The organism is Streptomyces xylophagus, from assembly GCF_000716435.1.
GTDB classification, from domain to species: Bacteria; Actinomycetota; Actinomycetes; order Streptomycetales; family Streptomycetaceae; genus Streptomyces; species Streptomyces xylophagus.
Window position 1 is genome coordinate 148,614 of record NZ_JNWO01000016.1, and the last position, 24,987, is coordinate 173,600.

Sequence of the window (24,987 nt, forward strand, 5' to 3'; positions counted from 1 at the left end):
GCGTTCATCGGAAGTCCTCCTCGCGGTACTCGGCAGCCGACCCCGCGGCCGTCGCCTCACGCAGTTCGATCCGGCGGATCTTGCCGGAGACGGTCTTGGGCAGGTCCGCGAACTCCAGACGGCGGATCCGCTTGTACGGCGCGAGGACCTGGCGCGAGTGCTCGAACAACACCTTTGCCGTGTCCGGCCCCGCCTCCCACCCCTCCGCGAGCACGACATACGCCTTCGGCACGGCGAGCCGCAACTCGTCCGGCGCGGGCACCACGGCTGCCTCCGCCACCGCCTCGTGCTCGAGCAGCGCGCTCTCCAGCTCGAACGGGGAGATCTTGTAGTCCGAGGCCTTGAAGACGTCGTCGGACCGGCCGACATAGGTGATGTAGCCGTCCGCGTCCCGGGCGCCGATGTCACCGGTGCGGTAGTAGCCGCCGGCCATCGCCTCCGCCGTACGGTCCGGGTCCCCGTGATAACCGGTCATCAGGCCCACCGGCTGATTGGACAGGTCGAGCGCGATCTCCCCCTCGGCCACGCCCGGCGCACCCGACACCGGGTCGAGGAGTTCGACCCGGTACCCCGGACTCGGCCGCCCCATCGAACCCGTCTTCAACGGCTGACCGGGACTGTTGGACACCTGCACGGCCGTCTCCGTCTGCCCGAAGCCGTCCCGGATCGTCACGCCCCAGGCCCGCCGGACCTGCTCGATCACCTCGGGATTCAAAGGCTCCCCCGCGGCCAGGGCCTCACGGGGCGGGGTCCGCAGCTGGGTCAGATCGGCCTGGATCAGCATCCGCCACACCGTCGGCGGGGCGCAGAACGTCGTCACACCCGCCCTGTCCATCTCGGCCATCAGCCGCGCCGGATCGAAGCGCGTGTAGTTGTGGATGAAGACGGTCGCCTCGGCGTTCCAGGGCGCGAACAGATTCGACCAGGCGTGCTTGGCCCAGCCCGGCGAGGAGATGTTCAGATGCACATCACCGGGCTGGAGGCCGATCCAGTACATCGTCGCCAAATGCCCGATCGGGTACGACGTGTGGGTGTGCTCGACCAGCTTGGGGTGGGCTGTCGTGCCCGAGGTGAAGTAGAGCATCAGCGGGTCGTCGGCGAGGGTCGGTTCGTCCGGCGTGAACTCGGCGGAGGCGCTGTACGCGTCCTCGTACGTCCGCCAGCCCTCGACCGCGCCGCCGACCGTGATCCGCGTGTAGTCCCCGGGCACCTCGTCGAACTTGTCGACGTCCCCGGAGCGCACGATGACCTGTCGGACCCGGCCGCGTGCGACGCGGTCGCGCAGGTCGGCGGGGCCGAGCAGCGGGGTGGCGGGGATGACGACGGCGCGCAGTTTCATCGCGGCGAGGGCGGTCTCCCACAGCTCGGTCTGGTTGCCGAGCATGACGAGGATGCGGTCCTCGGCGCCGACGCCCTGGGCGCGCAGCCAGTTGGCGACCCGGTTCGAGCGGGCGGACATCTCGGCGAAGGACAGGGCGGTCTCGGTGCCGTCCTCCTCGACGATGCGCAGGGCCGTGCGGTCGTTCCCGGCCGCGATGACGTCGAACCAGTCGAGCGCCCAGTTGAAGTGCTCGGGCCGGGGCCAGGAGAAACCCTCGTAGGCCGTGGCATAGTCCTCGCGATGCGCCAACAGGAAATCCCGCGCGCTGCGGAACGACTCACTCGCCGTCGTCATCTGTCCTCCTAGTAACCGGACCATTGCCGGGCGGCTCTCTGACATCGTGTAATCCGTGATGTGGGTCTCACTACCCCCGTACGGGGGTGTGTGCAGCAGAGCGGCCGCAATGAAGGGGCAAGCGGGTGGCGACGGACGCGGCAGGGATGGTGGAGATTCAGGCGGCGCTGGTACGGCTCCGGCGCGGCACCGGGCTGCCGGTCGCCTTCGGTGGCCTGGTGGAGAGCGGCCGGCAGCAGATGCGCATCAGCGAACTGAGCGGCACGTTGACCCCGTCCCTGCGCGCCCTCGCGGTCTCCTCGGGCAACGGTCTGGGCGGCAGGGCGGTCGCCCTCGCCCGCCCGTGCGCCGTCCTGGACTACTCCGCCTCCCGCCAGATCAGCCACGAGTACGACGCCCCGGTCGCCGCCGAGGGCCTGCGCGCGATCCTCGCGGTCCCGGTCGTCGTACGCCGCCGGGTGCGCGGTGTCCTCTACGGCGCGCTGCGCACGGCCCAGCCGTTGGGCGACCGGATGCTGAGCGCGGCGATGGAGGCCGCCCGGGACGTGGAACAGGCGCTGGTGGTACGGGAGGAGGTGCGGGAGCTGCTGAGCGCGGCGCGCCCGGCACCGGCCCCCGACCCGGCGGCGAGCGCGGTGTGGGAGCAGGTGCGGGAGGCACACGCGGCGCTGCGGGCGCTGGCCCCGCGCATCCCGGACCCGGAGCTGCGGGCCGAACTCCTGGACGCCTGCGGCCTGTTGACCGCCGAGGCGGCCGTCGGGGACGTAGAACTGGCGCCCCGCGAGCTGGACGTACTGGCGTGTGTGGCGGCGGGCGCGACGAACGTGGTGACGGCGGAGCGGCTCGGGCTGCGGCCGGAGACGGTGAAGGGGTATCTGCGCTCGGCGATGCGGAAGCTCGGCGCGCACACCCGCGGAGAGGCCGTGGTGGCGGCGCGGCGGGCGGGGGTGCTGCCGTGAGGCGGGCGGTCGGGCGGGCGCGGGACGGCCCTCGTGGCGGCCAGCTATTCATTCATCGGAGCTTTGAATTTCCCTATGCCTGGCCGTTGTTATTTCCCTCACGACCCCATCCATCCGAATTTCAAGGACTGATTGCCTAATATTGGCCCGGACACGACACACGAGGGGAGCGGTGACCGTGCGACGGGACTTCAAGGAGCCTGCCAGAACCCGCCCCGACCTGGTCATCGGCCGGGAGGAGATGTTCTCCGCCGCCCGTGACCAGCTCGCAGGCGGTGGCAGTGTGCTGCTCCACGGCCCCGCCGGAATAGGAAAGTCGACCGTCCTGCGGGCGTTGGCCGCGGAATACGGCGACACCGCGCGGACCGTGTTGCGCTGCTCGGCCACCGAGTCCGAATCCCATCTCCCCTTCCTCGCCCTCGCCGACCTCCTCGGTCTGGTCCTGGACGAGGTGTCCGAGCGGCTGCCCGGCGCCCAGCGCACCGCGCTGGAATCCGCGCTCACCGGCCGCGGCGAGTCCTCCCTCCAGCGCGACGGACTCGCCCTGCGCCTCGCCGTCCTGTCCGCGCTGCGCGCCCTCGCCGCCGACGGCCCCGTCCTCGTCGTGGCGGACGACCTCCAGTGGCTGGACCCGGCCAGCGCGGAACTCCTCGGCTTCGCCGCCCGGCGGCTGGGCGACACCCAGGTCCAGATGGTGTTCGCGGTGCGCACCGAGGGCCAGGAGTACGACCGGTATCTGAGCGCGTCGCCGCCGGACACCCTCGCGTTCCGGCTCAGCCCGCTCTCCCGGGCGCAGGTGTCGGCGCTGCTCGACGACCGCGGCTACACCGGGCTGCCCCGCTCCACGGTCCGCGAGATCCACCGCACGAGCGGCGGCAACCCGCTGTTCGCGCTGGAGTTGGGCCGCGCCCTCGCCGAGAACCCGACCCCGCCGAGACCGGGCGAGCCGCTGCCCGTGCCCACTTCACTACGCGCGTTGGTGCTGAGCCGGCTCGACATGCTGCCCGCCGAGGCGCGCCGCACCCTGCTCGTCGCGAGCGCGGGTGCCCGCCCGACGGTGGCCCTGCTCCAGACCGCCGGCCGGGAGAACGCCGAGGCCGAGACCGCCCAGGCCGCCGAACTCGGCCTGCTGGCAACGGAGTCCGAGGCTCCCGCCGTACGGTTCGCGCATCCGCTGATCTCCGCCGCACTGTACGCGGAGGCCCCCGCGCAGGAGCGGCGGGCCGCGCACGCGGCGCTGTCGACGGCGGCCTCCGACCCGATCGAGCGCGCCCGGCACCTGGCCCTCGCGACCACCGGCACCGATCCGGAGGTCGCCGCCCGGCTCGCCGAGGCCGCCACCCTGGCCCGCGACCGCGGGGCACCCTCGGTCGCCGCGTCGCTCGGACTGCTCGCCGCCCGGCACACCCCGGGCGACAGCGTTCCCGGGCCCGACGAGCGGCGGTTGCAAGCCTCCGAGGACGCGATCACCGCTGGCGAGCTGGATCTCGCCCGGGACATCGCGCGTGAGGTGCTGACCCGGACCTCGGTGCCCGCCGAGCGGGTGCGGGCCTGGATCATCGTGATCGACACGGCCGGCCACTCCATGGCGGACGTCGACGCCGTCTTCCCGCAGGCCCTCGCCGACGCGGGCGACGACCCCCGGCTGCTCGCCCTGGTCCGCTACCAACTCGCCTGGCGCGCCCTGCTCGTGGAGGGCGACTTCGCCGAGGCCCGCGCGGAGACCGCGCGCTCGGCGGAACTGGCCGCGCTCGCCGGCGACCGGCGCACCGAACTCCTCGCGCTCTCCTTCCAGGCGCAGACCGAGACCCTGATGGGCCATCCGGACGCCCCCCTCACCATCAAGCGCGCGCTGAAGGAGCCTCAGGACCCGAGGGTGGCGTGCCATCACAACGGCGCCGGATCGGCCCGGTTCCGCTGGCTGGTGATGAGCGATCAGCTGCCCGAGGCCCGTGCCACCATCACCGCGCTGCTGCGCGAGGTGCGGCGACGCGGGTCGGTGGAGAGCGAGGTCCACTTCCTGCGCGGCTTCGCCGAGACCGAACTACGCTCCGGGCACTGCGGCCGCGCCCTCGACCTCGCCCGCGAGGGCCTGCGGCTGGCCCGCGACTCCGGGATCGGCCAGACGGCGTCCGCGATGCTCACCGCACTCGCCGAGGCCTCCGGCGGTGACGTCGAGGAGGGGCTGGCCCTCGCCCGGGAAGCGGTCGAGCACGCCGAGGAGGACGGCGACCAGATGTATCTGTCCCGTGCCCTCGGTGCCCTCGGGTACGCCCAGTTGGTCGCCGGGGACGCGCACGGCACCGTCCGCTCGCTGCGCCGGGTACGCGAACTGGAGCAGGCCCTCGGAGTGACCGACCCGGCACGCGGACGCTGGCACGGCGACCTCGCCGAGGCCCTCGTCCGCATCGGCGAGACCGCCGAGGCACAGGACGTCATCGACGTGACCCGCGAACGCGCGCTGCGCCTCGGCCGCGAGAGCGTCCTCGCCGTACTCGACCGCGCCGAGGCCCTGGTGCGGGCGGCACGCGGCGAACACGACGAGGCCGTAGCGCAACTGACGTCCGTTCAGGACCGGCTCGCCAAGCTCGGCTACGGCCTGGAGGAGGCCCGCGCCGCCTTCGCACTGGCCTCGCTGCGCACGGGGCAGCCCGGACCCACGTCGTACGACGAGGCGACCCGGCTGTTCCGGCGCTGCCGGGCGCTGCCCTGGCTGCGGCAGGTGGACGAGGCGGCCGTCGCGAGACCGCAGCAGCCGACGCCCGCAGCCGCGCCCGCCCCCACGCTGGAGGGACTCGACGGGCTGGCCTCGATGGAGCGTCAGGTCGCCGCGCTCGTCATGGAGGGCGCCACCAACCGGGAGATCGCCGCCCGGCTGTTCATCAGCGTCAAGACGGTCGAGGCGACCCTGACCCGCGTCTACCGCAAGCTGGGGATCCGCTCGCGGGTGGATATCGTCCGACTGGCGGCGGGGCGTCGTCCGAACTGAGGACCCTGAGGGTTAACTGTGCGGCGACCGAGGGTTTTCCCTGCCCAACTCCCCTAGGGGGTTCCCTCATTGGGAACAGGGTGTGCCGGGTTCTAGCTTATGGGTGTGCCGCTCGCCCGGGCATACGGGGGTCGGTCCCGCGACCCCCGTTGCACACCCCCACACCCGCGCGACCCCCCACCGGCAACCCTAATGAGGAGACTCATGTTCGGGCTCAACCGCGCCAAGAGAACCGCGGCTGTCGTCGCAGCAACCGCTGCCGCCGCCGCGACCGCACTGCTCAGCGCCCCCACCGCTGTGGCAGCCCCCCAGCCCATCGTCGGCGGTTCCACGACCACGACGACGACGTACCCGTTCGTCATGCAGATCACGGACGCCTCGCAGAACCAGTTCTGCGGCGGCACACTCGTCTCCGCGACCAAGGTGGTCACCGCCGCCCACTGTATGGTCGGCGAGACCACCAGCAGCGTCCGCGTGGTCGGCGGCCGTACCTACCTCAACGGCACGAACGGCACCGTCAGCAAGGTCAGCAAGATCTGGATCAACCCCAGCTACACGGACGCCACCAACGGCGACGACGTGGCCGTCCTGACGCTGTCGACGTCGATGCCGTACACGACGGCGTCGTACGTCTCCTCCTCGCAGACCAGCGTGTACGCGGCCGGCACCACAGCCCGCATCCTCGGCTGGGGCACCACCTCGGAGAACGGCAGCTCCTCCAACCAGTTGCGGACCGCGACCGTCCCGATCGTGTCCGACACCAGCTGCAAGAGCTCCTACGGTTCGGACTTCATCGCGTCCGACATGGTTTGCGCCGGATACACATCCGGCGGCGTAGACACCTGCCAGGGCGACAGCGGCGGTCCCCTGCTCATCGGGGGCGTCCTGGCAGGGATCACTTCTTGGGGCGAGGGCTGTGCCGAGGCGGGTTACCCGGGTGTCTACACCCGGCTGACCACGTTCTCCAGCCTGGTGACCACGCAGGTCAACTCGTAACCCGGAAGAACTCCTGAGCACCCCTCAGGGAAATGCCAGGGTGCGTTGCGGGCTTCCACGAGCAGCCCGCAACGCACCCTATCCATGTGCCGGTCGGTGCCCCTTACTTGTCGGCGATGAGCTTCCCCGCCGCGCCCCAGCTGTCGGCCGGCACCTCGTGGATCCACACCTGCACGCTCTCGGCGGGGATCTTGTACGCGTCGACGAAGGCGTCGGTGACCCGCTTGACGAGGTCCCGCTTCAGCTCGACGTCACGCGGACCCTGCTGGACGGTCACGATGGGCATGCTGAACTCCCTTGACTGGCTTGTCCTTTTCGGTGAGTCCAGTTCATCGCGTCAGGCATCCCCGACCAAGAAGCAGCCCGCGACCGCAGCGATCAGTTCTCGTGATCGCCGCAGGCCAGCAGTAGGGCGTCCAGATGCGGAGGCCGGCGCGTGGCGTGCACGGCGAGGCCTGTCGACAGCGTGAGGCCGGGCGCCGTGAACGGTACGAAGGCCACGCGCGGGCTGTGCAGCACGCGCGCGTGGGAGGCGTAGACGACCGTCCACAGCGGACGCGCGCCGATGCTCGCCAGGGTGTCCTGCAGGGACCCGCTCACCGGTCCGGGCAGCGGCTCGAACCCGGCCGCGTGACAGGCATCGACGACCAGGTCGACGAGTGCGGGATTGTTCCGCCGCTCGGTGAGGGCCAGCGGCAGCGCGGCCAGCTCCGCGACACCGATCGCCGCCCGCCCGGCCAACGGATGCGAGGCAGGCAGAGCCGCTACGAGAGGGTCGGCCCACAACGGCAGCACTCGTACCCCCGGCACCGGCTCGACCGCCCGGACGAACGCCGCGTCCAACTGCCCGCCGGCGACCCGGGCGAGCCGTTCGCCGACCGGCAGCGAGAACAGCTCGACGGGAACGTCCGGCGCCCGCTCGGCGAACGCGCCGAGGACCCGGTCCAGATGCGCGCCGAGCCCGGTACTGGTGCCGATCCGCAGCCCCGGCGGCGGGGCGACGGCCGCCCGGGCCCGCTCGGCGGCGGCCAGCACCGCCCGCGCCTCGGGCAACAGCCGCTCCCCCGCCCCCGTAAGCCGTACGCGCCGGGGCGACCTGTCGAACAGCTCGGCGCCCAACTCCCGCTCCAGCCGCTGGATCTGCTGACTGACCGCCGACTGCACAATGTGCAGCCGCTCGGCGGCCCGCCCGAAGTGCAGCTCTTCGGCGACCGCGACGAAGTAGCTGAGCTGCCGCAGTTCCATGGCCCCGACTCTAGAGCGAGCTCACGGACGCCTGTTTCAATGAGCCCCCTGATAGGAGTGATAGGCATGGTGTCCACGGACCGTTTTCTCGCCTTCGCGGCGATGTCGCTGCTGGTGATCGTGATCCCGGGACCCAGCGTCCTGTTCGTCATCGGCCGCGCACTCGCCCACGGCCGCCGCACGGCGGTGGCGACGGCGCTCGGCAACGTCTTCGGCTCGTACGTGCTGGTGACGGCGGTGGCGTTCGGCATCGGCGCGCTGGTGGAACGGTCGGTCACGATCTACCTGACGGTGAAACTGGCAGGCGCGGCCTACCTCGTCTACCTCGGGGTCCAGGCGTTCCGGCACCGCAAGGACCTGAAGGCCTCGGCGATGCAGACAGCTGCCACGTCGGAACCCCGCGGCGACCTCCGTACGGTCCTGGACGGCGCCCTGGTCGGCGTCACGAACCCCAAGGGGGTGGTGTTCTTCGCCGCCGTACTCCCCCAGTTCGTCAACCACTCGGCGGGCAGTGTCCCGCTCCAGATGCTCCTGCTGGGCCTCATCCCGATCTCGATCGGCCTGGTCACGGACACCCTGTGGGGCCTGACCGCCTCGGCCGCCCGCACCTGGTTCGCCCGCGACGACCGCCGCCTGTCCCTGATCGGCGGCGCGGGCGGCTTCACGATGATCGGCCTGGGCGTGACGGTCGCGGTGACGGGCCGCGCGGACTGATCCCTCTACGACGCTACGGCCCTACGACCGTCCCGAACCGGATGTCGTACGACGTCCCCTTGTGCATGGTGTCGAGCATCCGCGCCCCTTCGGCGGTCACCTCGTCGCGCTGGGCTTTGGTCAGCCTGCCGAAGGGTTCGACGACGAGATGGTGGCCGTCGAGCTTCCAGACCCCGGCGAGGAACCCGTCGACGAGGAACGTGCGGTGGGCGACGTTGCCCTGCCAGGCGCGCCCCCAGTACTCGGGCGGTACGACCCGCGTGCGGTCGGCGTGCGAGAGGAGCAGGTTGTCGAACTCGGGCAGGAAGCGCGGCGGGGCCGGGGTGTCGGCGGCGGGGCGGGGCGCGTCCGGGAGGTCGAAGAGTTCGACGCCGTTCGGGTCGTAGAAGGTGACGAGCTGCGGACGCAGTCGCTCGAAGGCCTCGCGCAGCCGGGTCAGGCCCGCCCAGGTCTGCATGTCCTTGACGGAGGCCGGACCGAAGGCGGCGAGGTAGCGCAGGACGGTCGCGTCCGGGGTGGGCGCGGGTTCGGCGGGCCGCCCCAGCCAGTGCTCGGCGGTGGTGAGCGCGACCTGTCCACTCCGCCCCCACAGTCCGCGGGGGGTGACCTGGACGAGCGGGAGCTTGCAGCGGGCGGCGATCGCGAGGGCCTGCGGGTCGGCGTCCGGCCACTCGACGAGGAGCGCCTCCCGCAACTCCTTCATGGTGCGCGGCTCGGCCTCGACGAGTTCACGGGCGAGCGAGGCGAGCCGGTCGAGATCGACCCCGACGAGCCCCCTGCGGAAATTGCCCAGCTCACGATCGCGGGCGGCCTGCACCAAGGGTTGCAGGGTGAGGCAGTCGGCGGCGGTGTGCGTGTGGATCGTGGACCGCATGGTGACGATGCGGACGACCGCGCGTTCGGCCATCAGCCCGGAGAGTTCCTCGGGCGTGAAGCCGTCGAGACGGGCGGCGAGGGCGTAGTACGGCGGCTTGACGTTCTGCGCCTGGAGGCCGAGGAGATGCTCGATGCCGGCGCGGGCGGAGAGGGGCGAGCGGCGCAGGAGGAGCTGCCGGTCGAGGGTGGCGCGGTTGAGGGCGCGGGTGTCGAGTACGGGAGCGGTCGGGGTCTTCGCCTTGGTCACGCTCCCCACGCTAAGGGCGATTGCGGACACCTTCGGTCCGCAACTCTCACCGAATCCGGGAGCCGGTTCACACGCCCAGGCTGTTTGCCCCGTATATCCTGCTCATGCTCAGTGATCACGTGGACACAGACGTAGTCATAGGCTTGATCGAGAGGCACCGCGATGCCCCAGCGACGCGCCCGCCCCACCTCGAAGAACGGCAGCACCGGCAGGACGTCCGGCTGGCGCCGCACACCGGCCCCACCCCCGGCACCCGCGCCGAAGCCCCCGGTGTCCGCCGCCGACACGCCGCCCTCCGAACCGTCCGACACGGGCAGCGTCGTTCAGGCCGCCCTGTACCGGGACGGCGTGCGGGTCTCGGCGCCGGACACCCTCGCCGACACCTTCCGCGAACTGCGCGAACAGCCGTCCGGCATGGCCTGGATCGGCCTGGCCCGCCCCACCGAGAGCGAACTCCTCTCCCTGGCAGCGGAGTTCGACCTCCACCCGCTGGCGGTCGAGGACGCGATGGAGGCCCACCAGCGCCCGAAACTGGAGCGCTACGGCGAGACGCTCTTCGTAGTCCTCAGCGCCGCCCGCTACTTGGACAACACGGAAGAGGTCGACTTCGGCGAGCTGCACGTCTTCGTCGGCCCGGACTTCGTGATCACGGTCCGGCACGGCGCGGCCCCCGACCTGTCGGCGGTCCGCCAACGCATGGAGGAATCCCCGGAGTTGCTGAAGCTCGGCCCCGAGGCGGTGCTGTACGCCATCCTCGACGCGGTCGTCGACGGCTACGCGCCCGTCGTCGCCGGCGTCCAGATCGACATCGACGAGATCGAGACAGAGGTCTTCCGCAGCGAACCGCAGGTCTCCCGCCGCATCTACGAACTCTCCCGCGAAATGGTCGAGTTCCAGCGCGCCACCCGCCCCCTTGTCGGCATGCTGCACAGCCTGATGGCCGGCTTCGCCAAGTACGGCACCGACGAGGAACTCCAGCGCTACCTCCGCGACGTCGCCGACCACGTCACCCACACCAGCGAACGAGTCGACGGCTTCCGCCAGGCCCTCACCGACATCCTCACGGTGAACGCGACCCTGGTCACCCAGCAACAGAACGCGGAGATGCGGGCGTTGGCGGAGGCGGGGTTCGAGCAGAACGAGGAGATCAAGAAGATCTCGTCGTGGGCGGCTATTTTGTTCGCGCCGACGTTGGTGGGGACGATCTATGGGATGAACTTCGATCGGATGCCGGAGTTGCATTGGGTGCTTGGGTACCCGTTCGCGATCCTGCTGATGGCGGTCGTATGCACCAGTCTGTACGTCATCTTCAAGCGGAAAGACTGGCTCTGAGTAATCGCCCTGGGAGGCGCTGCCAATCGGTGGCGTGGCCCCGATCGCAGGCTCCGACAATGCCTTCGAGGTCGCTGGGGAAAATCTGGGGAGAATGAGCCGCGTTCCGATCCCTGCGATCGCGGGCGTTGATTGCGGAAGCCTCACCGCTGAGGCGCAGGCGGGGAACACTGACCAGCACAGTGCAGGCCGGCCGAGCCAGCGGGTTTCCGCGCGCTGTGCCGAGCCGAACCCCAGCTCCAGGGGCAGGAGTTGCCGGGCCATGTCGTTGTGGAGCGCGTGCAGGATGCCCTGCAGACACAGACGGTCCGCCACCGGCCGCGGCCCCGGCGTCTTCTCCGGCCAGGGCGGCCGTAGCGGCTCGATCAGCACCCACACCAAGATCCTGTTACGAGCTCTTATGGCGCTCAGGTTCCGAACGGACGTCGCGGTGGTTCAAGTGTGTGCCGTGTCGGTTTTCCTAAGCTTCAACGGCAGAGGGAACACCCGGGTGACTGTTCCTGGATGGGTACACACCAAAGACGGGGTGATCGGCTGTGTGCGGGTCGGACGTGCAGGCCCGCCGGATCAAGGTGATCGTTCGTCACCGGGTCAACGCCCACACCGGAGCTGACGCGAAGACAGCCCTCCTCACTTTTGAACCCCTTTAGTACATAGGCGTAATCAGCCCCTTGATCGTCGAGGAGCTGATTTCCTGAAATCCGGCGGTCGGACAAGGCTGCCGTGGAAAGCGGAGACATGATGGGCAAGATTTCTTATGACTATGTCGTGGTGGGAGCGGGGACAGCGGGATGCGTGATTGCCTCCCGGCTTTCGGAACGCCCCGGCGTACGGGTGTTGCTGCTGGAGGCCGGAGCCCGGGACGCAACCGAGACGATGGCCTCTCCTTGGGGCTTCCTGGGGTTCGACCCGTCGTCCCTCTGGCTGGGCGCCTCGACCGTGCAGGCCGGTACAGGCAGGGTCGCTGACGTGCTGCGCGGCAAAGCGCTCGGCGGCTCATCGAGCATCAACGGCCTCTACCACCTGCGGGGGCACCGCTCCGGTTACGACGAATGGGCCGGACTCGGTGCTCCAGGATGGGGTTTCGACGATCTGCTGCCCTATTTCCGTCGCAATGAGAGCACTCGCAGCCGTGATGCCTCCGTGCGGGGCACGGACGGGCCGGTCCTGGTCGCCCCGGTCCCGGAGCCCCATCCGCTGGCCACGGCGGGTGTCGACGCCGCGGTGGAGGCCGGGTTCGCCCGCGCCGATGACATCGGCGGCGGGCTGGAGACCGGGTTCGGGTGGAGTGACATGAATCTGCCCGGCGGCGCCCGCCAGAGCGCGGCCGACGCCTACATCCGTCCGTTCCTCGACCGGCCGAACCTGGACGTCGTCACGGACGCGACCGTGCAGCGGCTGCGCATCACCGCGGGCCGCTGCACCGGCGTCGAGTACACCATCGGTGGGGAGCACCTGTCCGTCGATGGCGCCGAGGTGGTACTGACCGCGGGAGCCATCGGCTCCGCACACCTCCTGATGCTGTCCGGGATCGGCCCGGCACAACACCTTGAGGACCACGGTATCGACGTCGTCGCCGACCTGCCGGGAGTGGGCTCCCATCTGCAGGACCATCCGATGGCGGGCGTGGTGTACGAGGCCATCCAGCCCGTACCGTTCGTTCCTGCCAACCCGCCGGCCGAAATGATGGGGCTGCTGTACAGCGACCCCGCCGCGGCGCGGCCGGACCTTCAGGTCTACGTCGTCGCCGCGCCGCTCCCGTCGGCATGGGGCCGGCCACCGGCCAACGGCTACTCCATTGCTTTCTCCGCGATGGCTCCGCACAGCAGCGGCACCGTGCGCCTGGTGGACGCCGATCCCGGCAGCGCTCCCGTCGTCGACCCCGGCTACCTGAGCGACGACCGTGATCTGGAGATCATGCGCAAGGGCCTGGCCCTGGCACGCCGCATCGGGGAGGCCGAGGCGTTCGCCGACTGGCGCAAGCAGGAAGCGGTGCCGGGCTCCGGGACGAGCGGCGAATCCGTGGACGAGTTCCTCCGAAAGGCCACCGGCCCCTACTTCCACTACACCGGCACCTGCCGCATGGGAACCGACGCCGATGCCGTCGTCGACCCTGCGAACCTTCGCGTGCACGGAATAGCCGGACTGCGGGTCGCCGATGCATCGGTGATGCCGTCCATCCCCTCGGCCAACACCAACGCGACCGTCTACGCCATCGCCGAACGGGCCGCCGAACTGCTCGACTGAGCCTTCGTCAGCGCCCACGGCGCTCCCCCGACGTGCTCATCCCCGACGCCTGAACCGCCGGCAGCTGGTCGGAGTCTCGACCGACTGCCGGCATCCTGCTTGCCGAATGGTGAGCCGCGGGGCGGTGGATCACCTCTCAGCTCGCCGGGGAGCGCCGAGTTGCCAGGGACCGAGGGCCCTGCGGGCGCCGGCGGCGAGGTCACCCAGATCCGCGCCCTCATCAGCGACATCCCGCCGCGGTCGCATGCCCGGGCCGCCCACAGCGCCGCCCTGCCTTGTGGGGGACACGAGTTGGGGCATCCGCTGGAGCGTGGTCGAACCTGTGTCACGTTCTTTCGGCCGGCCCGTGACCCGGCAGGTGCCTGTTCGGCGAGGGCGAGGCTGCTCCGGCCGAGCGGGCGTACTCGGTGGGAGTCTGACCGTAGTGCTTCTTGAAGGTCCGGGTGAAGTGGCTGCTGTCCGCGAACTGCCAGTGTGCGGCCAGCTCCGAGATACTCAGGCGACCTGACGGCGCGGTGAGGGCGAGCCGGGCCTCTTGCAGTCGCCGGTTGCGGATGTAGGTGGTCACCTGTTCGCCGACCGCGGCGAATGCCCGGTGCAGCGTACGGACGGAGACGTTGAGTTCACGTGCAAGCATCGCAGGAGAAAGTTCGGGATCAGCGAGCCGGCGGTCCGCGAGGTCCTTGGCTGCCTGAGTGAGCGCGGGAGCCAGCCGGGGTTCCACGTCGTCGAACCGGCCCTTCGCCACCGCCTTGGCCAGCTCGATCAGAGCGCCGTGGGTGGCTTCCACACCGGCTGGGCCGAGGTCGGCCACAGTTGTGTGGATCATGTCCGTGAAGGCCGTCAGCAGGCGTATCTCGGCCGAGTCCGCCGGCCCGGTGATGACCCGGTTCCCGAGCAGGGGTTTGAGTTCGCCCGGGGGCAGGACCAGGAACTTCGCCGTGATGTGCGCCGACGTCTCGAAGGCCGTCAGGCGCCCGACGTGCCGGACGAGGAACTGCCCGGCCGGTACGGTCCGCTCGCCGCAACCGGGCGGGCCGCCCAGAGTCCATGCGCCGCGCTGCACCACGTACATGGCCACCAGATCCTGATCGCCGCCCGGGGCGTCCGCGGTCCGGGTTGCCGACGCGGCGTGAAGATCGGCGATCGCGGCGCCATGCACCTTGGCCACCTTGCCCTTGACCCGGAAGTCACCGATCGTGTCAGGGCTGAAGGCCGGCAGTTGGAAGACCTCGTCGCCGATCTGCGTCTCCCACCCGTGCCGGAAGGCGTCGAGTCCCCGCGGCGCGGCGCCCGGGGCGGTCGAGTCCACCGCGAGCACCCCACGGGCGCCGTCGACCCCCGCTCCAGAACTGTGCATGCCCCTGTGATCCCCTCACCGTCAGTGCTCCGACGCCATCCTGTGGTGCTCGTGTTCCGCAGGACGTCACCACGGCTCATGTGTGCACTGTGCCAATCCTCCTACAGCGACCCGCATGGCAACGGTCGAGGGAGAAAGCTGATGCGTGCTGATCCGGCGAGATGAGCTGATCGCCCGCGTACGCGCCGCCGTGGCCGGCTCGCCCAGTTCGGCAACGTGAGACGCGACCCGTGATGATCAGGCTTCGCGAAGCCTTTGATCACGAACAGAAGCCTTCGACCACGAACAGGGGGGTCGCGTTCGCGTGCCGCCGCTACCGCCTGAGCTCCCTGCTCGCGCTGTGCGTGGTCGCCGTCCTCGGCGGAGACACGTCCCTGGCGGCCATCGCCCACTTCGCCGCCGATACCGACTCCGACCTGCGCGAACAACTCGGACTGATCTCCAGCACGCCAAACACCTCCACACCGGGACGACTTCTGACCCGCTTGGACGGCGGCGCCCCGGACGACACCGTGGGCGCCCGGCTCGCCCGGTACGCCGCCGACCCCATCGACGAACCCGGTGACAACGCCGAGATCGACACCATCGGGAGACCGGCAACTGCCCGCCGTTCCAGCATCGGTGAGTCGCGCCGCCCCAGGGCACGTCCAGGAACCGTCCGGCCGATCGCGCACACACGCGGGGTTTGCCACGCACAGTTGCGACTTGTCGTCGCCCCCTCCTTGGACGCGGCGGGACTGTCACACCCTCCTGCCATGCTGTGCGCCATGACAGCAGCCGAGGATTCGCCCGCTTCCGCCGCCCCGGTGGCCACCATGGACGCCCTGTTGTGGCGGTGGGTGGATCACGTCAATCGGGACGGTGAGAAGGGAATGACGCGGCCGGAATGGTTCTCCTACGTCGGCGAGTTAGAACTCGCGGAGACCGTCACCTGGTACGGGATGGCGACCACCGGTCGATGGGGTCACGGCGGTCTGCTCTCCGGCCCCGGCAAGGCTCCGGTGTACGCGGGCTTCCACTGGTCTCAGATGGGCGACGAACCGGCGGTGGCCCGGGTCAGCATGGTCGTCCTGCCGCTGACGGATCCAGCCCGGATCGTCGCGGCAGACTGGACCGACGGATACAACGGCTACGAACCGGCGGCGTTGGACGGATACGCCGTCCTGTGCGCCGATCCGTTCGATCCGCTGCACGTCGACGGCCGCGATGCCGACGCCGATCTCCGCGAGGTCGAGCGGATCATCGCGGTCGGCGACGGCCAGGGCCGCCGGGCCAACTACGCCGAGATCGTCACCGATCCGGACCGCGGTGGCAACGCCCTGTTCTTCCCGGTCAATGAGGAGGAACGAGACGGCTACGAGGCACTGGAGGAGGACGGAACGGTCGTCTGCCTCGCCTTCATCGCCTACGACTTCCCCTGCTGAAGGGTGTTGCACAAGGCCGTGATCTGGGCATCTCCGGTGTATGGCTGGGGTGTTGAGGGCCGAGCGGGTGCTGGTGGTTGCGGTGTACTACCGCACCCTGACGATGCGACAGCTGGGGCCGCAGCTCGCGGTCGAGCCCGTCTCGGTACACCAGGACGGTTCTGCGCTGGTCCTGGGTACATGTCTCAATCGGTGCCGGGTTGGACGAGCTTGAAGACGAGGCGGGCGGCGGCTCGTTGGGTGGCTTGGCGCAGGCGCATCGGGGCGGGGCGGGCCGGAGTCCGTGCCGGAGTGTCTGCCAGGCGGGGGAAGAGGAGTTCGGCGTTGGTGCGGTTGACGGCCCGGAGGACACCGGGGTCGACACCGCTGTCGAGGCCGCCTGCGAAGTACTGGCTCGCGATGGCGGGGGCGAACGGCCAGTCGCTGCCGAAGAGGATGTGTCCGGGGCGGGCAAAGGCGAGCAGTGTGGGCAGGGCGGCGGGGCTGGAGGACAGGGCGGTGTCGTAGTAGAGGCCGCGGAAGTCGTCCAGTACGTCCAGGGGGCTGCGTCCGGTGTCGCCGGCGATGGCGACGGCCATGCGGTGGGAGGCGTAGGGCACGAAGCCGCCGGCGTGGCTGAGGATGAACCGGATGTTCGGGTACGTGCGTACGACGCCGTTGCGGACCAGGAGGTATGCGGCCCGGGTGGTGTCGAGGAGGAAGTCGGCGGCGAACGGCGGGATCCCGTCGACAGCGGCTGCCGGGAGGTCGGCGGGGTGGACGAACACGACGGCGCCCCGGTCGTTCAGGGTCTGCCACAGTCCGTCCTGGCCGCCCGCGCCGACGTAGACGCCCTGGTTGTTGGCGAGCAGGGTGACGCCGTCGGCCCCCAGCTCGTCCAGAGCGCGCTCGGCCTCGACTGCGGAGGCGGCGGCATCGGGCATGGGCAGCGTGGCGAAGTACCCGAAACGGTCCGCGTGTTCGGCGGCGAGGGACGCGGAGAAATCGTTGAGCCGCCGGGCCAGGGCGGCGGCCTCGCCCGGATCGGTGAGGAAGCCGGTGCCCGGGGTGGAGACCGACACGATCGCCGTGGCGGTGCCCAGCAGGTCCATCACCTCCAGGGCTGGCTCGGCGCTCCACTCGGGCAGTTCACGGCCGCCGGCCTCGGCGATGCCCGCCTGGTCGAGAAGGTCCCGGTAGAAGGAGGGAACGACGTGCTGGTGGACGTCGACCCGGCCCGCCGCGCCGGTCACGAGGCGTCCCCTTGGGCCTGCTGGGCGGCGAGCAGGTCGAGCGTCACGTCGGTGAGCAGGTCTTCCTGGCCGCCGACCACACGCCCCGCCCGAGCAGGGCACGCGCGTCGATGCCGTAGCGCGCGGCGTCGGACTCGGTGTGGCGCAGTTTCCCGGTCGACCTGAACGGGGCGGTCCCTCAGCGATCGTACGAGGTCGTCGGCCGCGTCCGGCAGGGCGAACAGGCCGCAGCCGTAGGCGTGTTCGAGCTTGTCGGCGGCGGTGATGAGCACCTCCAGCGGAGCGTTGCCGGCACCGGCGCCCATGGCCGCGAGGCCGGCGTCGACAAGTTCGGCGACCCCGTGCATGTTCGGTACGCCGCCGGAGTCGACGACGTAGCCGCAGGTGGCGCCATGACTCTCCATCGGCTTCGCCTGACGGGTGAGGTGTGCCGGGTCCGACATGTGGCTCATCATGAGGAAGTCGACAGTGTCCATGCCCAACTCCCGTGCGGTCGCGATGTACTGGACGGAGATGCCGGCCTCGGTGCAGTAGGCGGCCACGCGGACGACGGAGGCTCCTGCGCGGAGGGCGTCCCACAGGTCGTGGACGCTGCCGATGCCGGGCAGATCGGCGACACGTGGTGCTCGGCCGCACGCAGTGGCCGACGGGCTGTCTCACGCTGTGGTGCGGTCGGGATCATCCCTTGCTCCTCGACGCCATGCGGGTGGCCGCGTCCCAGACCAGCTGTGCGTGCAGCTCGAACATCGCCACCAGGTCGACCGCGTCGCCGTGGATCTCCCGGTGCACGAACAGACCGTCGGCGCCGGCGACGGCGTAGGTGGCGAGCGTGCGCAGGGCGTCCTCGTCCAGATCCGGGAACACGGTCCCGGTCACCTCGGTGATCTTCTGGGTGGCGATGTCCCGGACCTGGAGGAACACCGTCCGGCCCCGCGGCTCGGTGGGCCGCCGCTCCAGAGCGAGCATCAGGCCGAGGCGCAGGAAGTCCGGCGCGTCGATCAGCGACTTGGCCACGTTCGCCGCCATGACGGTAATGCGCTCCAGCGGCGTGCCCGTCTCTTCGCCGGGCAGTACGACGGCTGCCAGCCAGGTCTCGAAACTGCGCTCGATGACGGCGGCGATCAGGTCGTCCTTGTCCTTGAAGTGCCAGTAGATCGAGCTCGCCGGCAGCCCGCACTTGGCGCTGACCGCCGCGATGGACGTGCCCTCGTAACCGCGCTCGCCCGCGATCTCCACCGTGGCGTCGAGGATGCGCTGCCGTGACTCCACTCCGTTCGCCCGCTTCTTGCGCGTCGTCTGCGGCCTGCTCATCGGATGTGCCCTTCCTGTCGTGCGGCACTTGACCCCGTTCCGCACCCACCTTACCGTAGCGATCGCTCCAACTGGAGCGAACACTACAGCAACGCGATCGCAACACACCGCGACAGGGACGACAGCGAGGTGCCTGGTGAGCGAATCCAGAGCCGGAGACATGACCTACGACGTGGCGGTGATCGGCTACGGCCCCACCGGAGTCACCGCCGCGAACCTGCTGGGCGCGATGGGTCTACGGGTCGTCGTCGTCGAACGCGACGCCGAGATCTACACCCGTGCCCGCGCGATCTCCACCGACGAGGAGGTCCTGCGGATCTGGCAGCGCGCCGGTCTGGCCGAGCAGCTGAAGCACGACATGCTGGCGGAGCGGCCCCTCGATTTCGTCGACGCGCGCGGCCGGCCGTTCCTCAGCGCGCACCCCACCCCGCGCGGACACGGGCATCCGCCGCAGATGTTCATCTACCAGCCGGCGCTGGAGCGGGTCCTGCGCGACGGCGCCGACCGGTACCCGAACGTGGAGATCCTGGTGCGGCACGAGTGCCTACGGCTCCAACAGGGCCCGGACGGCGTCGAGTTGACGGCCCTCTCCACCGCCGACGACTCCGTACGACGGCTGCGCGCCTCCTACGTCATCGCCGCCGACGGCGGTTCCAGCCTCACCCGGGCGCAGCTCAACGTGGGCTACGAGGGGCGGACGTACGAAGACCGCTGGGTCGTCATCGACACCGAGATGCTGAAGCCGTGGCCGGACCACGACCGGCTGCGCTTCCGCTGCGACCCGGCCCGGCCCGCCGTCGACTGCCCGACCCCGCTCGGGCACCACCGCTGGGAGTTCCCGATCCTGCCCGGCGACGACGAGCAGCACCTGACCACGGACGACGCCATCTACGCGATGGTGTCGCGGTACGGGATCAGCCGGGACCAGATCAAGATCCTTCGGGCCACCGTCTACAGCCACCACGTGCGCTTCGCCGCCCGCTTCCGCACGGGCCGCGTCTTCCTCGCCGGCGACGCCGCCCACGCGATGCCGCCGTGGATCGGCCAGGGCATGGCCGCCGGTGTGCGGGACGCGGCCAACCTGTGCTGGAAGCTGGCCGCCGTGCTGCGCGGCGAACTGCCCGAGACGGTGCTGGACAGCTACGAGGCCGAACGCAAGCCGCACGTCAAGGAGATCACCAAGCGGGCGGTGTTCGTCGGGCGGATCATCACCGAACGGCGTCTCCCGGTGACCCGCGTCCGGAACACCGCACTGCGCGGCCTCAACCGCGTACCGGGCTTCAGCAATTGGCTCCAGGACTCCCACTGGATACCCGTCGCCCACTACTCCGCCGGCTTCCAGGCCCGACCCCGCACCAAGGCGTCCGGCCACCAGATCCCGCAGCCCTGGGTGACCGGCCCCGACGGTGAACGCGTCCGGCTGGACGACGTACTCGGCGGTCGGTGGCTGCTCCTCTACGGCGGGCATCCCGTGCCCCAGCCCGCATGGGACCGCCTCGGTGTTCCCTCGCTCACCGTCACGCCCGCCGGCACCGAGCCGGCCGAGGGCACGGTCGTAGACAGCGAAGGCGTCCTGCTGTCGTGGATGGCCGAGCACCGCGCGGCCACACTCGCACTGCGCCCGGACGCCTACGTCTACGCGGCCGCACCCACCGGCACCCAACTCCCGCCGCCTCCCGCCGGTTTCGCCCCGGCGTCCCACGCGCCCGTTCCGATCGCCCCGATCGCCCTGTGAGGACTGCCATGACCACGCACACCGAACTGCCGTCGATGCAGGAGTCCCTGCTCGACGTCGCCGGCAAGAAGATCTTCGTCGCGGAGACCGGAGACGGCCCGCCCGTACTGCTGTTGCACGGCGGCGGACCCGGCGCCTCCGGAGTCTCCAACTACCACCGAAACATCGCCGAGTTGGCCAAGGAGTACCGGGTCATCGTCCCCGACCTGCCCGGCTACGGCCGCAGCACCAAGGGCGTCGACGGCGCCGATCCCTTCGGGTACCTCGCCGACGCGATCCGCGCGCTGCTCGACCAACTCGGCCTGGACACGGCCCACTTGGTCGGCAACTCCTACGGCGGTGCCTGCGCTCTGCGCCTCGCCCTGGACACGCCCGACCGCGTCGGGCGGATGGTCCTCATGGGGCCCGGTGGCATCGGCACCACCCGCGCGCTGCCCACCCCGGGCCTCAACAGCCTGCTCAACTACTACTCCGGGGACGGTCCTTCGCGGCTGAAGCTGGAGAAGTTCATCCGCACCTACCTGGTCTTCAACGCCGCCGACGTGCCGGACAGCGTCATCGACGCGCGCTATCGCGACAGCATCGACCCGGAGGTCGTCGCGGCTCCGCCGCTGACGCGCCCGAAGTCGCTGCGCGCCTTGTGGAAGATGGACTTCACCCGCGACGCCCGGCTGTCCCGGCTGCCCGTGCCGACCCTGGTGCTGTGGGGCGCCGCCGACAAGGTGAACCGGCCCAGCGGCGGCCGGATGCTGGCCGAGCGGATGCCCAACTGCGATCTGTACGAGGTCGCCAACACCGGGCACTGGGTCCAGTTCGAACGCGCCGAGCTGTTCAACCGGCTGTGCGCCGACTTCCTGGCAAGCCGCCGATGAACGCCACCGCTTCGGTCTTCGGTGCCGTCCACTTGGGCTACCTCGTCATCGAGACCAACCGCTTCGCCGACTGACGTCGCTTCGGCACCGAGGCCATCGGCATGCACCGTGACGACCTCGACTCCGGCCTGATGCGGTTCAGGCTCGACGACCAGGAGTGCCGTTTCCTGCTCAGGCGTGGGCCCGCCGAGGACGTCGTCGCCACCGGCTGGCACCTCGACGACCACACGACCTTCGAGCAGATCGAGGCTCGTATACGCGCCCACGGCGTCCCCGTCGTCGAAGGCACCGAGGAGGAGGCGGAGTTGCGCGGCGTCGAACGTCTCCTGCGTTTCCCCGGCCCCAAGGGCATCACCCAGGAGATCTACACCACGCCCGTCCTCTCGCCCGAGCCGCTGCGGATGCTCGCGTCCGGGTTCGTCACCGGCGACTCGGGCCTGGGCCACATCGCGATCACGTCCACCAAGCCGGCTCAGCTGCGCGGCTACTTCAACACCGTCTTCGACGCCCGGCTGACCGACTGCATCGACGAGACCATCAGCGGCGTCAAACTCAGGATCCGCTTCCTGCGGGTCAACGAACGCCATCACTCCATCGCCGTCGCCGCCGTCCGCGGCCTGCCGATCGACCCGGTCCGCACCCGCGTCCAGCACCTCAACATCCAGGCGGCCACCCTCGACGACGTGGCCCGCAGCTATCAGCGGGTGCACGAACTCGGCTTCGACATGGCCCTGTCCGTCGGCCAGCACACCAACGACAGGGAACTCTCCTACTACGCCCGCACCCCCTCGGGCTTCGAGTGGGAGGTCGGCTGGAACCCCGTCGTCATCGACGAGACCACCTGGCTGCCCAGCACCCACCAGGGCATCAGCATCTGGGGGCACACGCCGATCGGCCAGACGATCATCGACAAGCTCGACCAGTTCCGGCTCGGGGCTCGCTCCCTGGCCCGCCCGGAGGTCACCGTTCCCGCCCTCAGCGGTGCAGGTGTCCCCGACGACTGACCGCCGTTCCCACCAGCGCATCACCGCGCCCGAACGTCACCGTATCCCTGAGGTAGAGGAGAGCCGCCGATGCCCACCCCTCCGACCTGCCCGCTCCTGCGTCCCCTGCGGATCGGCACGCTCACTGTGCCGGGGCGACTCCTCAAGTCGGCGAAGGCCGGCCTGCGGGACTGGGTCGACCTGGCGCACAGCGGCGGCAGCCTCCTGATCGCCCAGCTCAACCACGGCGGCCGTCAGATGGTCAGGTCGGCCGACCCGGGCAAGGCACCGGTGTCCGCGTCAGCGGTGCGCGAGCCCGTGTACGGAACGAAACCGCGGCCCCTGCGCCGGGACGAGATCCCAGAAGTGGTGGAGACCTTCGCGTCCGCCGCGGAGCGCGCCCAGAACGTGGGGTTCGACGGTGTGCAGATCCACGCCGCGCACGGCTACCTGCTCAGCCAGTTCCTCACCCCGCACACCAACCGCCGCACCGACGAGTACGGCGGCAGCCTGGACAACCGGATGCGCCTGCTGCGCGAGGTGATCCGCGCGATACGCACCCGCGTCGGCGACGACTTCCCCGTCCTGCTCAAGCTGAACGGCACGGACATGCTCCCCCTGCGCCGAGGCGCAATGACGGCCGAGCTCGTGCACCTCGCCAGAGTTCCGGGCCGCCCGGTGTGCGAGTACCGCAACGGCTGCATCGCCCGTTTCGGCGGCAAGCCGATCGACTGCTACGTCGAGCCGATCCGCATCCGGAAGAACCACATGCTGCGACGGACGGAGCAGGCGTGAACCACATCCCGAGCGACCACGAGCCCCTTGCCACCCGCGCGGACGGCACGACCAGCGGGAGTACGACCGCTCCGGTACCGACCACCTCGGGAATTTTCCCGGTCTGGCTCCGCGAGGACCTGCCGCGAGAAGCCGCCCTCCAGTACTGGAAGGGACCGCACGCCCAGATCGTCGCGCGGCTGCCCGGCATCACCGAATACCTCCAGCATCACTTCTCCCCCACCGATCACGGCTACTGGCCCTCTTCCCCGACCGTGGGCACCGTCGTCCCGCCGAACTGGCGCTGTGACGGCATCGCCGAGGTGCGGATGGTGAGCATGGCCGGCGCGCTCACCATCCCGGTCCACATGCGAGAGGTGTACCTCGACGAGCAGAACGTCTTCGACCGGGTTCTCGGAAACCTGACCGGCCCACGAAGAGGACGCTGGTGGACCGACGGCCACGACGCCGACGTCTGCCATCGCATCGTCCTGTTGCTGCGCCGACGTCGCGGAGTGAGCCGCCGCGTGTTCCGCAGATACGTCCACGACCGCATCGGCCCCGCGCTCCATGAGGCCGGCGCGCGCGACCTGCGCACATACACCTTCCTGCCCTGGACGTCGCTTCCGCACCCCACGCCCGGCATCTCGCACGACAATCCGACCTTCCGCCGCTACCACGGTTGTGTCGTCCTCGGAACCGACAACCGCTCCGCCGTGGCCGAGATCCTGGCGTCCAAGCAGGTCTCCGATCTGGTCACCGATCAGCACACGGTCATGACAGCCGTCCACGCGTTCACCGTCGAACACACCGAGCCGGTCATCAGGACGGGCCCCCTGGACCGGCCCTGACACAGGCCACCTGTAGGAGAGAAACCGGAGCCGGCCCAAAGGACCTGTTCCGTGCCGAGAATTGCCAGGACGACAGCTCCGTCGAGCATCTGACCAGGTTGTCCGCCGACGAGGGAGCGTCCAAGCGGCCGCACCGGGAACAGCCGGTCCCGCCGGCATGGTTGCATCCTTCGGGAGACCGGCGCCGCGCGGGCGGGGAACCGGGAGACCACAAGGTCGTCCGCCCCACCAGGCCCCGGACCCGGGATCGCGGTACACCCGCCGCACACTGGGACCAAGACGTATCTCTGCAGGAGGACTGTTCATGACTTTCCGCCCTTTGACGCTCATGGCGGTACACGCCCATCCCGACGACGAGGCCACCACGACCGGAGGGGTCCTCGCGCGGTACGCGGCGGAAGGCATCCGCACGGTTCTCGTGACCTGTACCGACGGCGCTTGCGGTGACGGACCGGGAGGTGTCAAGCCTGGCGATCCCGGGCACGACCCGGCGGCCGTCGCCCTGATGCGCCGTCAAGAACTCGAGGCGAGCTGCGACGTCCTGAAGATCAGCGATCTGGAAATGCTGGACTACGCCGACTCCGGAATGATGGGCTGGCCGAGCAACGACGCCCCCGGATCCTTCTGGCAGACCCCCGTGCCGGAAGGCGCCGCCCGGCTCGCGGACCTCATGCGGCACTACCGGCCCGATGTGGTCGTCACCTACGACGAGAACGGCTTCTACGGCCACCCCGACCACATCCAGGCCCACCGCATCACCATGGCGGCGCTGGAGATGACCGCGCTGACACCGAAGGTGTACTGGACCACGATGCCCCGCTCGGGGATGCGGCAGTTCGGCGAGATCATGCGCGAGTTGTACCCGGACATGCCCGAGCCCGATCCCGCCGAGGCCGCCGCGATGGCCGAGATGGGCCTCCCCGACGACGAGATCACCACGTGGGTGGACACCACCGCGTTCAGCGGCCAGAAATTCGACGCGCTCGCCGCACACGCCAGTCAGGGCGAGAACATCTTCTTCCTCAAGATGGGCAAGGAACGGTTCGGCGAGCTGATGGGCATCGAGACGTTCCTACGGGTCCGGGACACCACCGGCGCGGCCGTCCCCGAGAACGACCTCTTCGCCGGACTGCGCTGATCCCGCGCCCCACCGGCCGCGACAACG

General features: G+C 70.2%; 20 protein-coding genes and 2 pseudogenes. 14 read left to right on the plus strand and 8 right to left on the minus strand.

Going from position 1 to position 24,987, the window contains the following annotated elements; translation table 11 throughout:
• Positions 1-4: 4 nt before the first annotated feature.
• A complete protein-coding gene (locus OO70_RS32215) occupies positions 5-1,675 on the minus strand; it encodes an AMP-binding protein (RefSeq protein ID WP_043678890.1) in 1,671 nt (556 codons plus the stop codon).
• Between the two features lie 146 nt (positions 1,676-1,821).
• Between OO70_RS32215 and OO70_RS32220 the strand changes: the two genes are divergently transcribed.
• From OO70_RS32220 to OO70_RS32230, 3 genes are all read left to right on the plus strand, one after another.
• On the plus strand, positions 1,822-2,634 hold the full coding sequence (locus OO70_RS32220) for a helix-turn-helix transcriptional regulator (RefSeq protein WP_043678893.1): 813 nt from the start codon (positions 1,822-1,824) through the stop codon (positions 2,632-2,634).
• Between the two features lie 172 nt (positions 2,635-2,806).
• Positions 2,807-5,623: an ATP-binding protein gene (locus OO70_RS32225; RefSeq protein ID WP_043678896.1), complete on the plus strand. Its 2,817-nt coding sequence runs from the start codon at positions 2,807-2,809 to the stop codon at positions 5,621-5,623.
• A gap of 204 nt (positions 5,624-5,827) precedes the next feature.
• On the plus strand, positions 5,828-6,619 hold the full coding sequence (locus OO70_RS32230; RefSeq protein WP_043678899.1) for a S1 family peptidase: 792 nt from the start codon (positions 5,828-5,830) through the stop codon (positions 6,617-6,619).
• Between the two features lie 103 nt (positions 6,620-6,722).
• On the opposite strand, the gene dmpI is transcribed toward OO70_RS32230, so the two are convergent.
• Together dmpI and OO70_RS32240 are read right to left on the minus strand one after the other, a co-directional pair.
• Positions 6,723-6,905: a 4-oxalocrotonate tautomerase DmpI gene (dmpI, locus tag OO70_RS32235; RefSeq protein ID WP_043678902.1), complete on the minus strand. Its 183-nt coding sequence runs from the start codon at positions 6,903-6,905 to the stop codon at positions 6,723-6,725.
• Between the two features lie 92 nt (positions 6,906-6,997).
• Positions 6,998-7,864: a LysR family transcriptional regulator gene (locus OO70_RS32240; protein ID WP_043678905.1), complete on the minus strand. Its 867-nt coding sequence runs from the start codon at positions 7,862-7,864 to the stop codon at positions 6,998-7,000.
• 66 nt (positions 7,865-7,930) lie between these two features.
• Between OO70_RS32240 and OO70_RS32245 the strand changes: the two genes are divergently transcribed.
• Positions 7,931-8,578: a LysE family translocator gene (locus tag OO70_RS32245; RefSeq protein WP_043678908.1), complete on the plus strand. Its 648-nt coding sequence runs from the start codon at positions 7,931-7,933 to the stop codon at positions 8,576-8,578.
• 13 nt (positions 8,579-8,591) lie between these two features.
• Here OO70_RS32245 and OO70_RS32250 read toward each other — a convergent pair whose 3' ends face one another.
• Complete coding sequence (locus OO70_RS32250) at positions 8,592-9,701, minus strand: winged helix DNA-binding domain-containing protein (protein WP_043678911.1); 1,110 nt, start codon at positions 9,699-9,701, stop codon at positions 8,592-8,594.
• Positions 9,702-9,863: 162 nt separating this feature from the next.
• Between OO70_RS32250 and OO70_RS32255 the strand changes: the two genes are divergently transcribed.
• Both OO70_RS32255 and OO70_RS32260 read left to right on the plus strand, forming a co-directional pair.
• Entirely contained in the window at positions 9,864-11,033 is a 1,170-nt protein-coding gene (locus OO70_RS32255) for a magnesium and cobalt transport protein CorA (protein WP_043678914.1), read from the plus strand.
• A 741-nt stretch (positions 11,034-11,774) separates the two neighbouring features.
• Complete coding sequence (locus OO70_RS32260) at positions 11,775-13,280, plus strand: GMC family oxidoreductase (protein ID WP_043679148.1); 1,506 nt, start codon at positions 11,775-11,777, stop codon at positions 13,278-13,280.
• Between the two features lie 325 nt (positions 13,281-13,605).
• Here the strand turns inward: OO70_RS32260 and OO70_RS32265 are convergent, their stop codons facing one another.
• On the minus strand, positions 13,606-14,640 hold the full coding sequence (locus OO70_RS32265) for a helix-turn-helix domain-containing protein (RefSeq protein ID WP_051741838.1): 1,035 nt from the start codon (positions 14,638-14,640) through the stop codon (positions 13,606-13,608).
• 233 nt (positions 14,641-14,873) lie between these two features.
• Here OO70_RS32265 and OO70_RS51400 point away from each other — a divergent pair, with 233 nt between their 5' ends.
• The gene (locus OO70_RS51400; RefSeq protein WP_051741840.1) at positions 14,874-16,064 is read left to right on the plus strand and encodes a transposase family protein; all 1,191 of its coding nucleotides are present in this window, start codon (positions 14,874-14,876) and stop codon (positions 16,062-16,064) included.
• A 58-nt stretch (positions 16,065-16,122) separates the two neighbouring features.
• Positions 16,123-16,212 (plus strand): annotated as a pseudogene (locus OO70_RS57115) (IS5/IS1182 family transposase); the annotation flags it as partial.
• 37 nt (positions 16,213-16,249) lie between these two features.
• On the opposite strand, the gene OO70_RS32275 reads toward OO70_RS57115, so the two are convergent.
• The 3 genes from OO70_RS32275 to OO70_RS32285 form a co-directional block, all read right to left on the minus strand.
• The gene (locus tag OO70_RS32275) at positions 16,250-17,296 is read right to left on the minus strand and encodes an amidohydrolase family protein (protein ID WP_043678917.1); all 1,047 of its coding nucleotides are present in this window, start codon (positions 17,294-17,296) and stop codon (positions 16,250-16,252) included.
• Positions 17,293-17,838: a hypothetical protein gene (locus OO70_RS32280; RefSeq protein ID WP_051741841.1), complete on the minus strand. Its 546-nt coding sequence runs from the start codon at positions 17,836-17,838 to the stop codon at positions 17,293-17,295. The genes OO70_RS32275 and OO70_RS32280 overlap by 4 nt, the downstream gene beginning before the upstream one ends.
• Positions 17,839-17,974: 136 nt before the next feature.
• Positions 17,975-18,607, minus strand: a complete 633-nt coding sequence (locus tag OO70_RS32285; RefSeq protein WP_043678920.1) for a TetR/AcrR family transcriptional regulator — start codon at positions 18,605-18,607, stop codon at positions 17,975-17,977.
• 160 nt (positions 18,608-18,767) lie between these two features.
• Between OO70_RS32285 and OO70_RS32290 the strand changes: the two genes are divergently transcribed.
• The 6 genes and pseudogenes from OO70_RS32290 (at position 18,768) to OO70_RS32315 (ending at position 24,960) form a co-directional block, all read left to right on the plus strand.
• Positions 18,768-20,342, plus strand: coding sequence for a bifunctional 3-(3-hydroxy-phenyl)propionate/3-hydroxycinnamic acid hydroxylase (locus tag OO70_RS32290; RefSeq protein ID WP_106971802.1), 1,575 nt, complete (start codon positions 18,768-18,770; stop codon positions 20,340-20,342).
• Positions 20,343-20,350: 8 nt separating this feature from the next.
• A complete protein-coding gene (locus OO70_RS32295; RefSeq protein WP_043678926.1) occupies positions 20,351-21,214 on the plus strand; it encodes an alpha/beta fold hydrolase in 864 nt (287 codons plus the stop codon).
• A pseudogene (locus OO70_RS32300) lies at positions 21,211-22,218 on the plus strand (VOC family protein). The gene OO70_RS32295 and the pseudogene OO70_RS32300 overlap by 4 nt, the downstream one beginning before the upstream one ends.
• Before the next feature lie 69 nt (positions 22,219-22,287).
• A complete protein-coding gene (locus OO70_RS32305) occupies positions 22,288-22,992 on the plus strand; it encodes an oxidoreductase (RefSeq protein WP_051741843.1) in 705 nt (234 codons plus the stop codon).
• Positions 22,989-23,822: an EthD domain-containing protein gene (locus OO70_RS32310; protein ID WP_043678929.1), complete on the plus strand. Its 834-nt coding sequence runs from the start codon at positions 22,989-22,991 to the stop codon at positions 23,820-23,822. Before OO70_RS32305 ends, OO70_RS32310 begins: the two co-directional genes overlap by 4 nt.
• A 304-nt stretch (positions 23,823-24,126) precedes the next feature.
• Positions 24,127-24,960: a PIG-L family deacetylase gene (locus tag OO70_RS32315; RefSeq protein WP_043678933.1), complete on the plus strand. Its 834-nt coding sequence runs from the start codon at positions 24,127-24,129 to the stop codon at positions 24,958-24,960.
• The last annotated feature ends 27 nt before the right edge of the window (positions 24,961-24,987 follow it).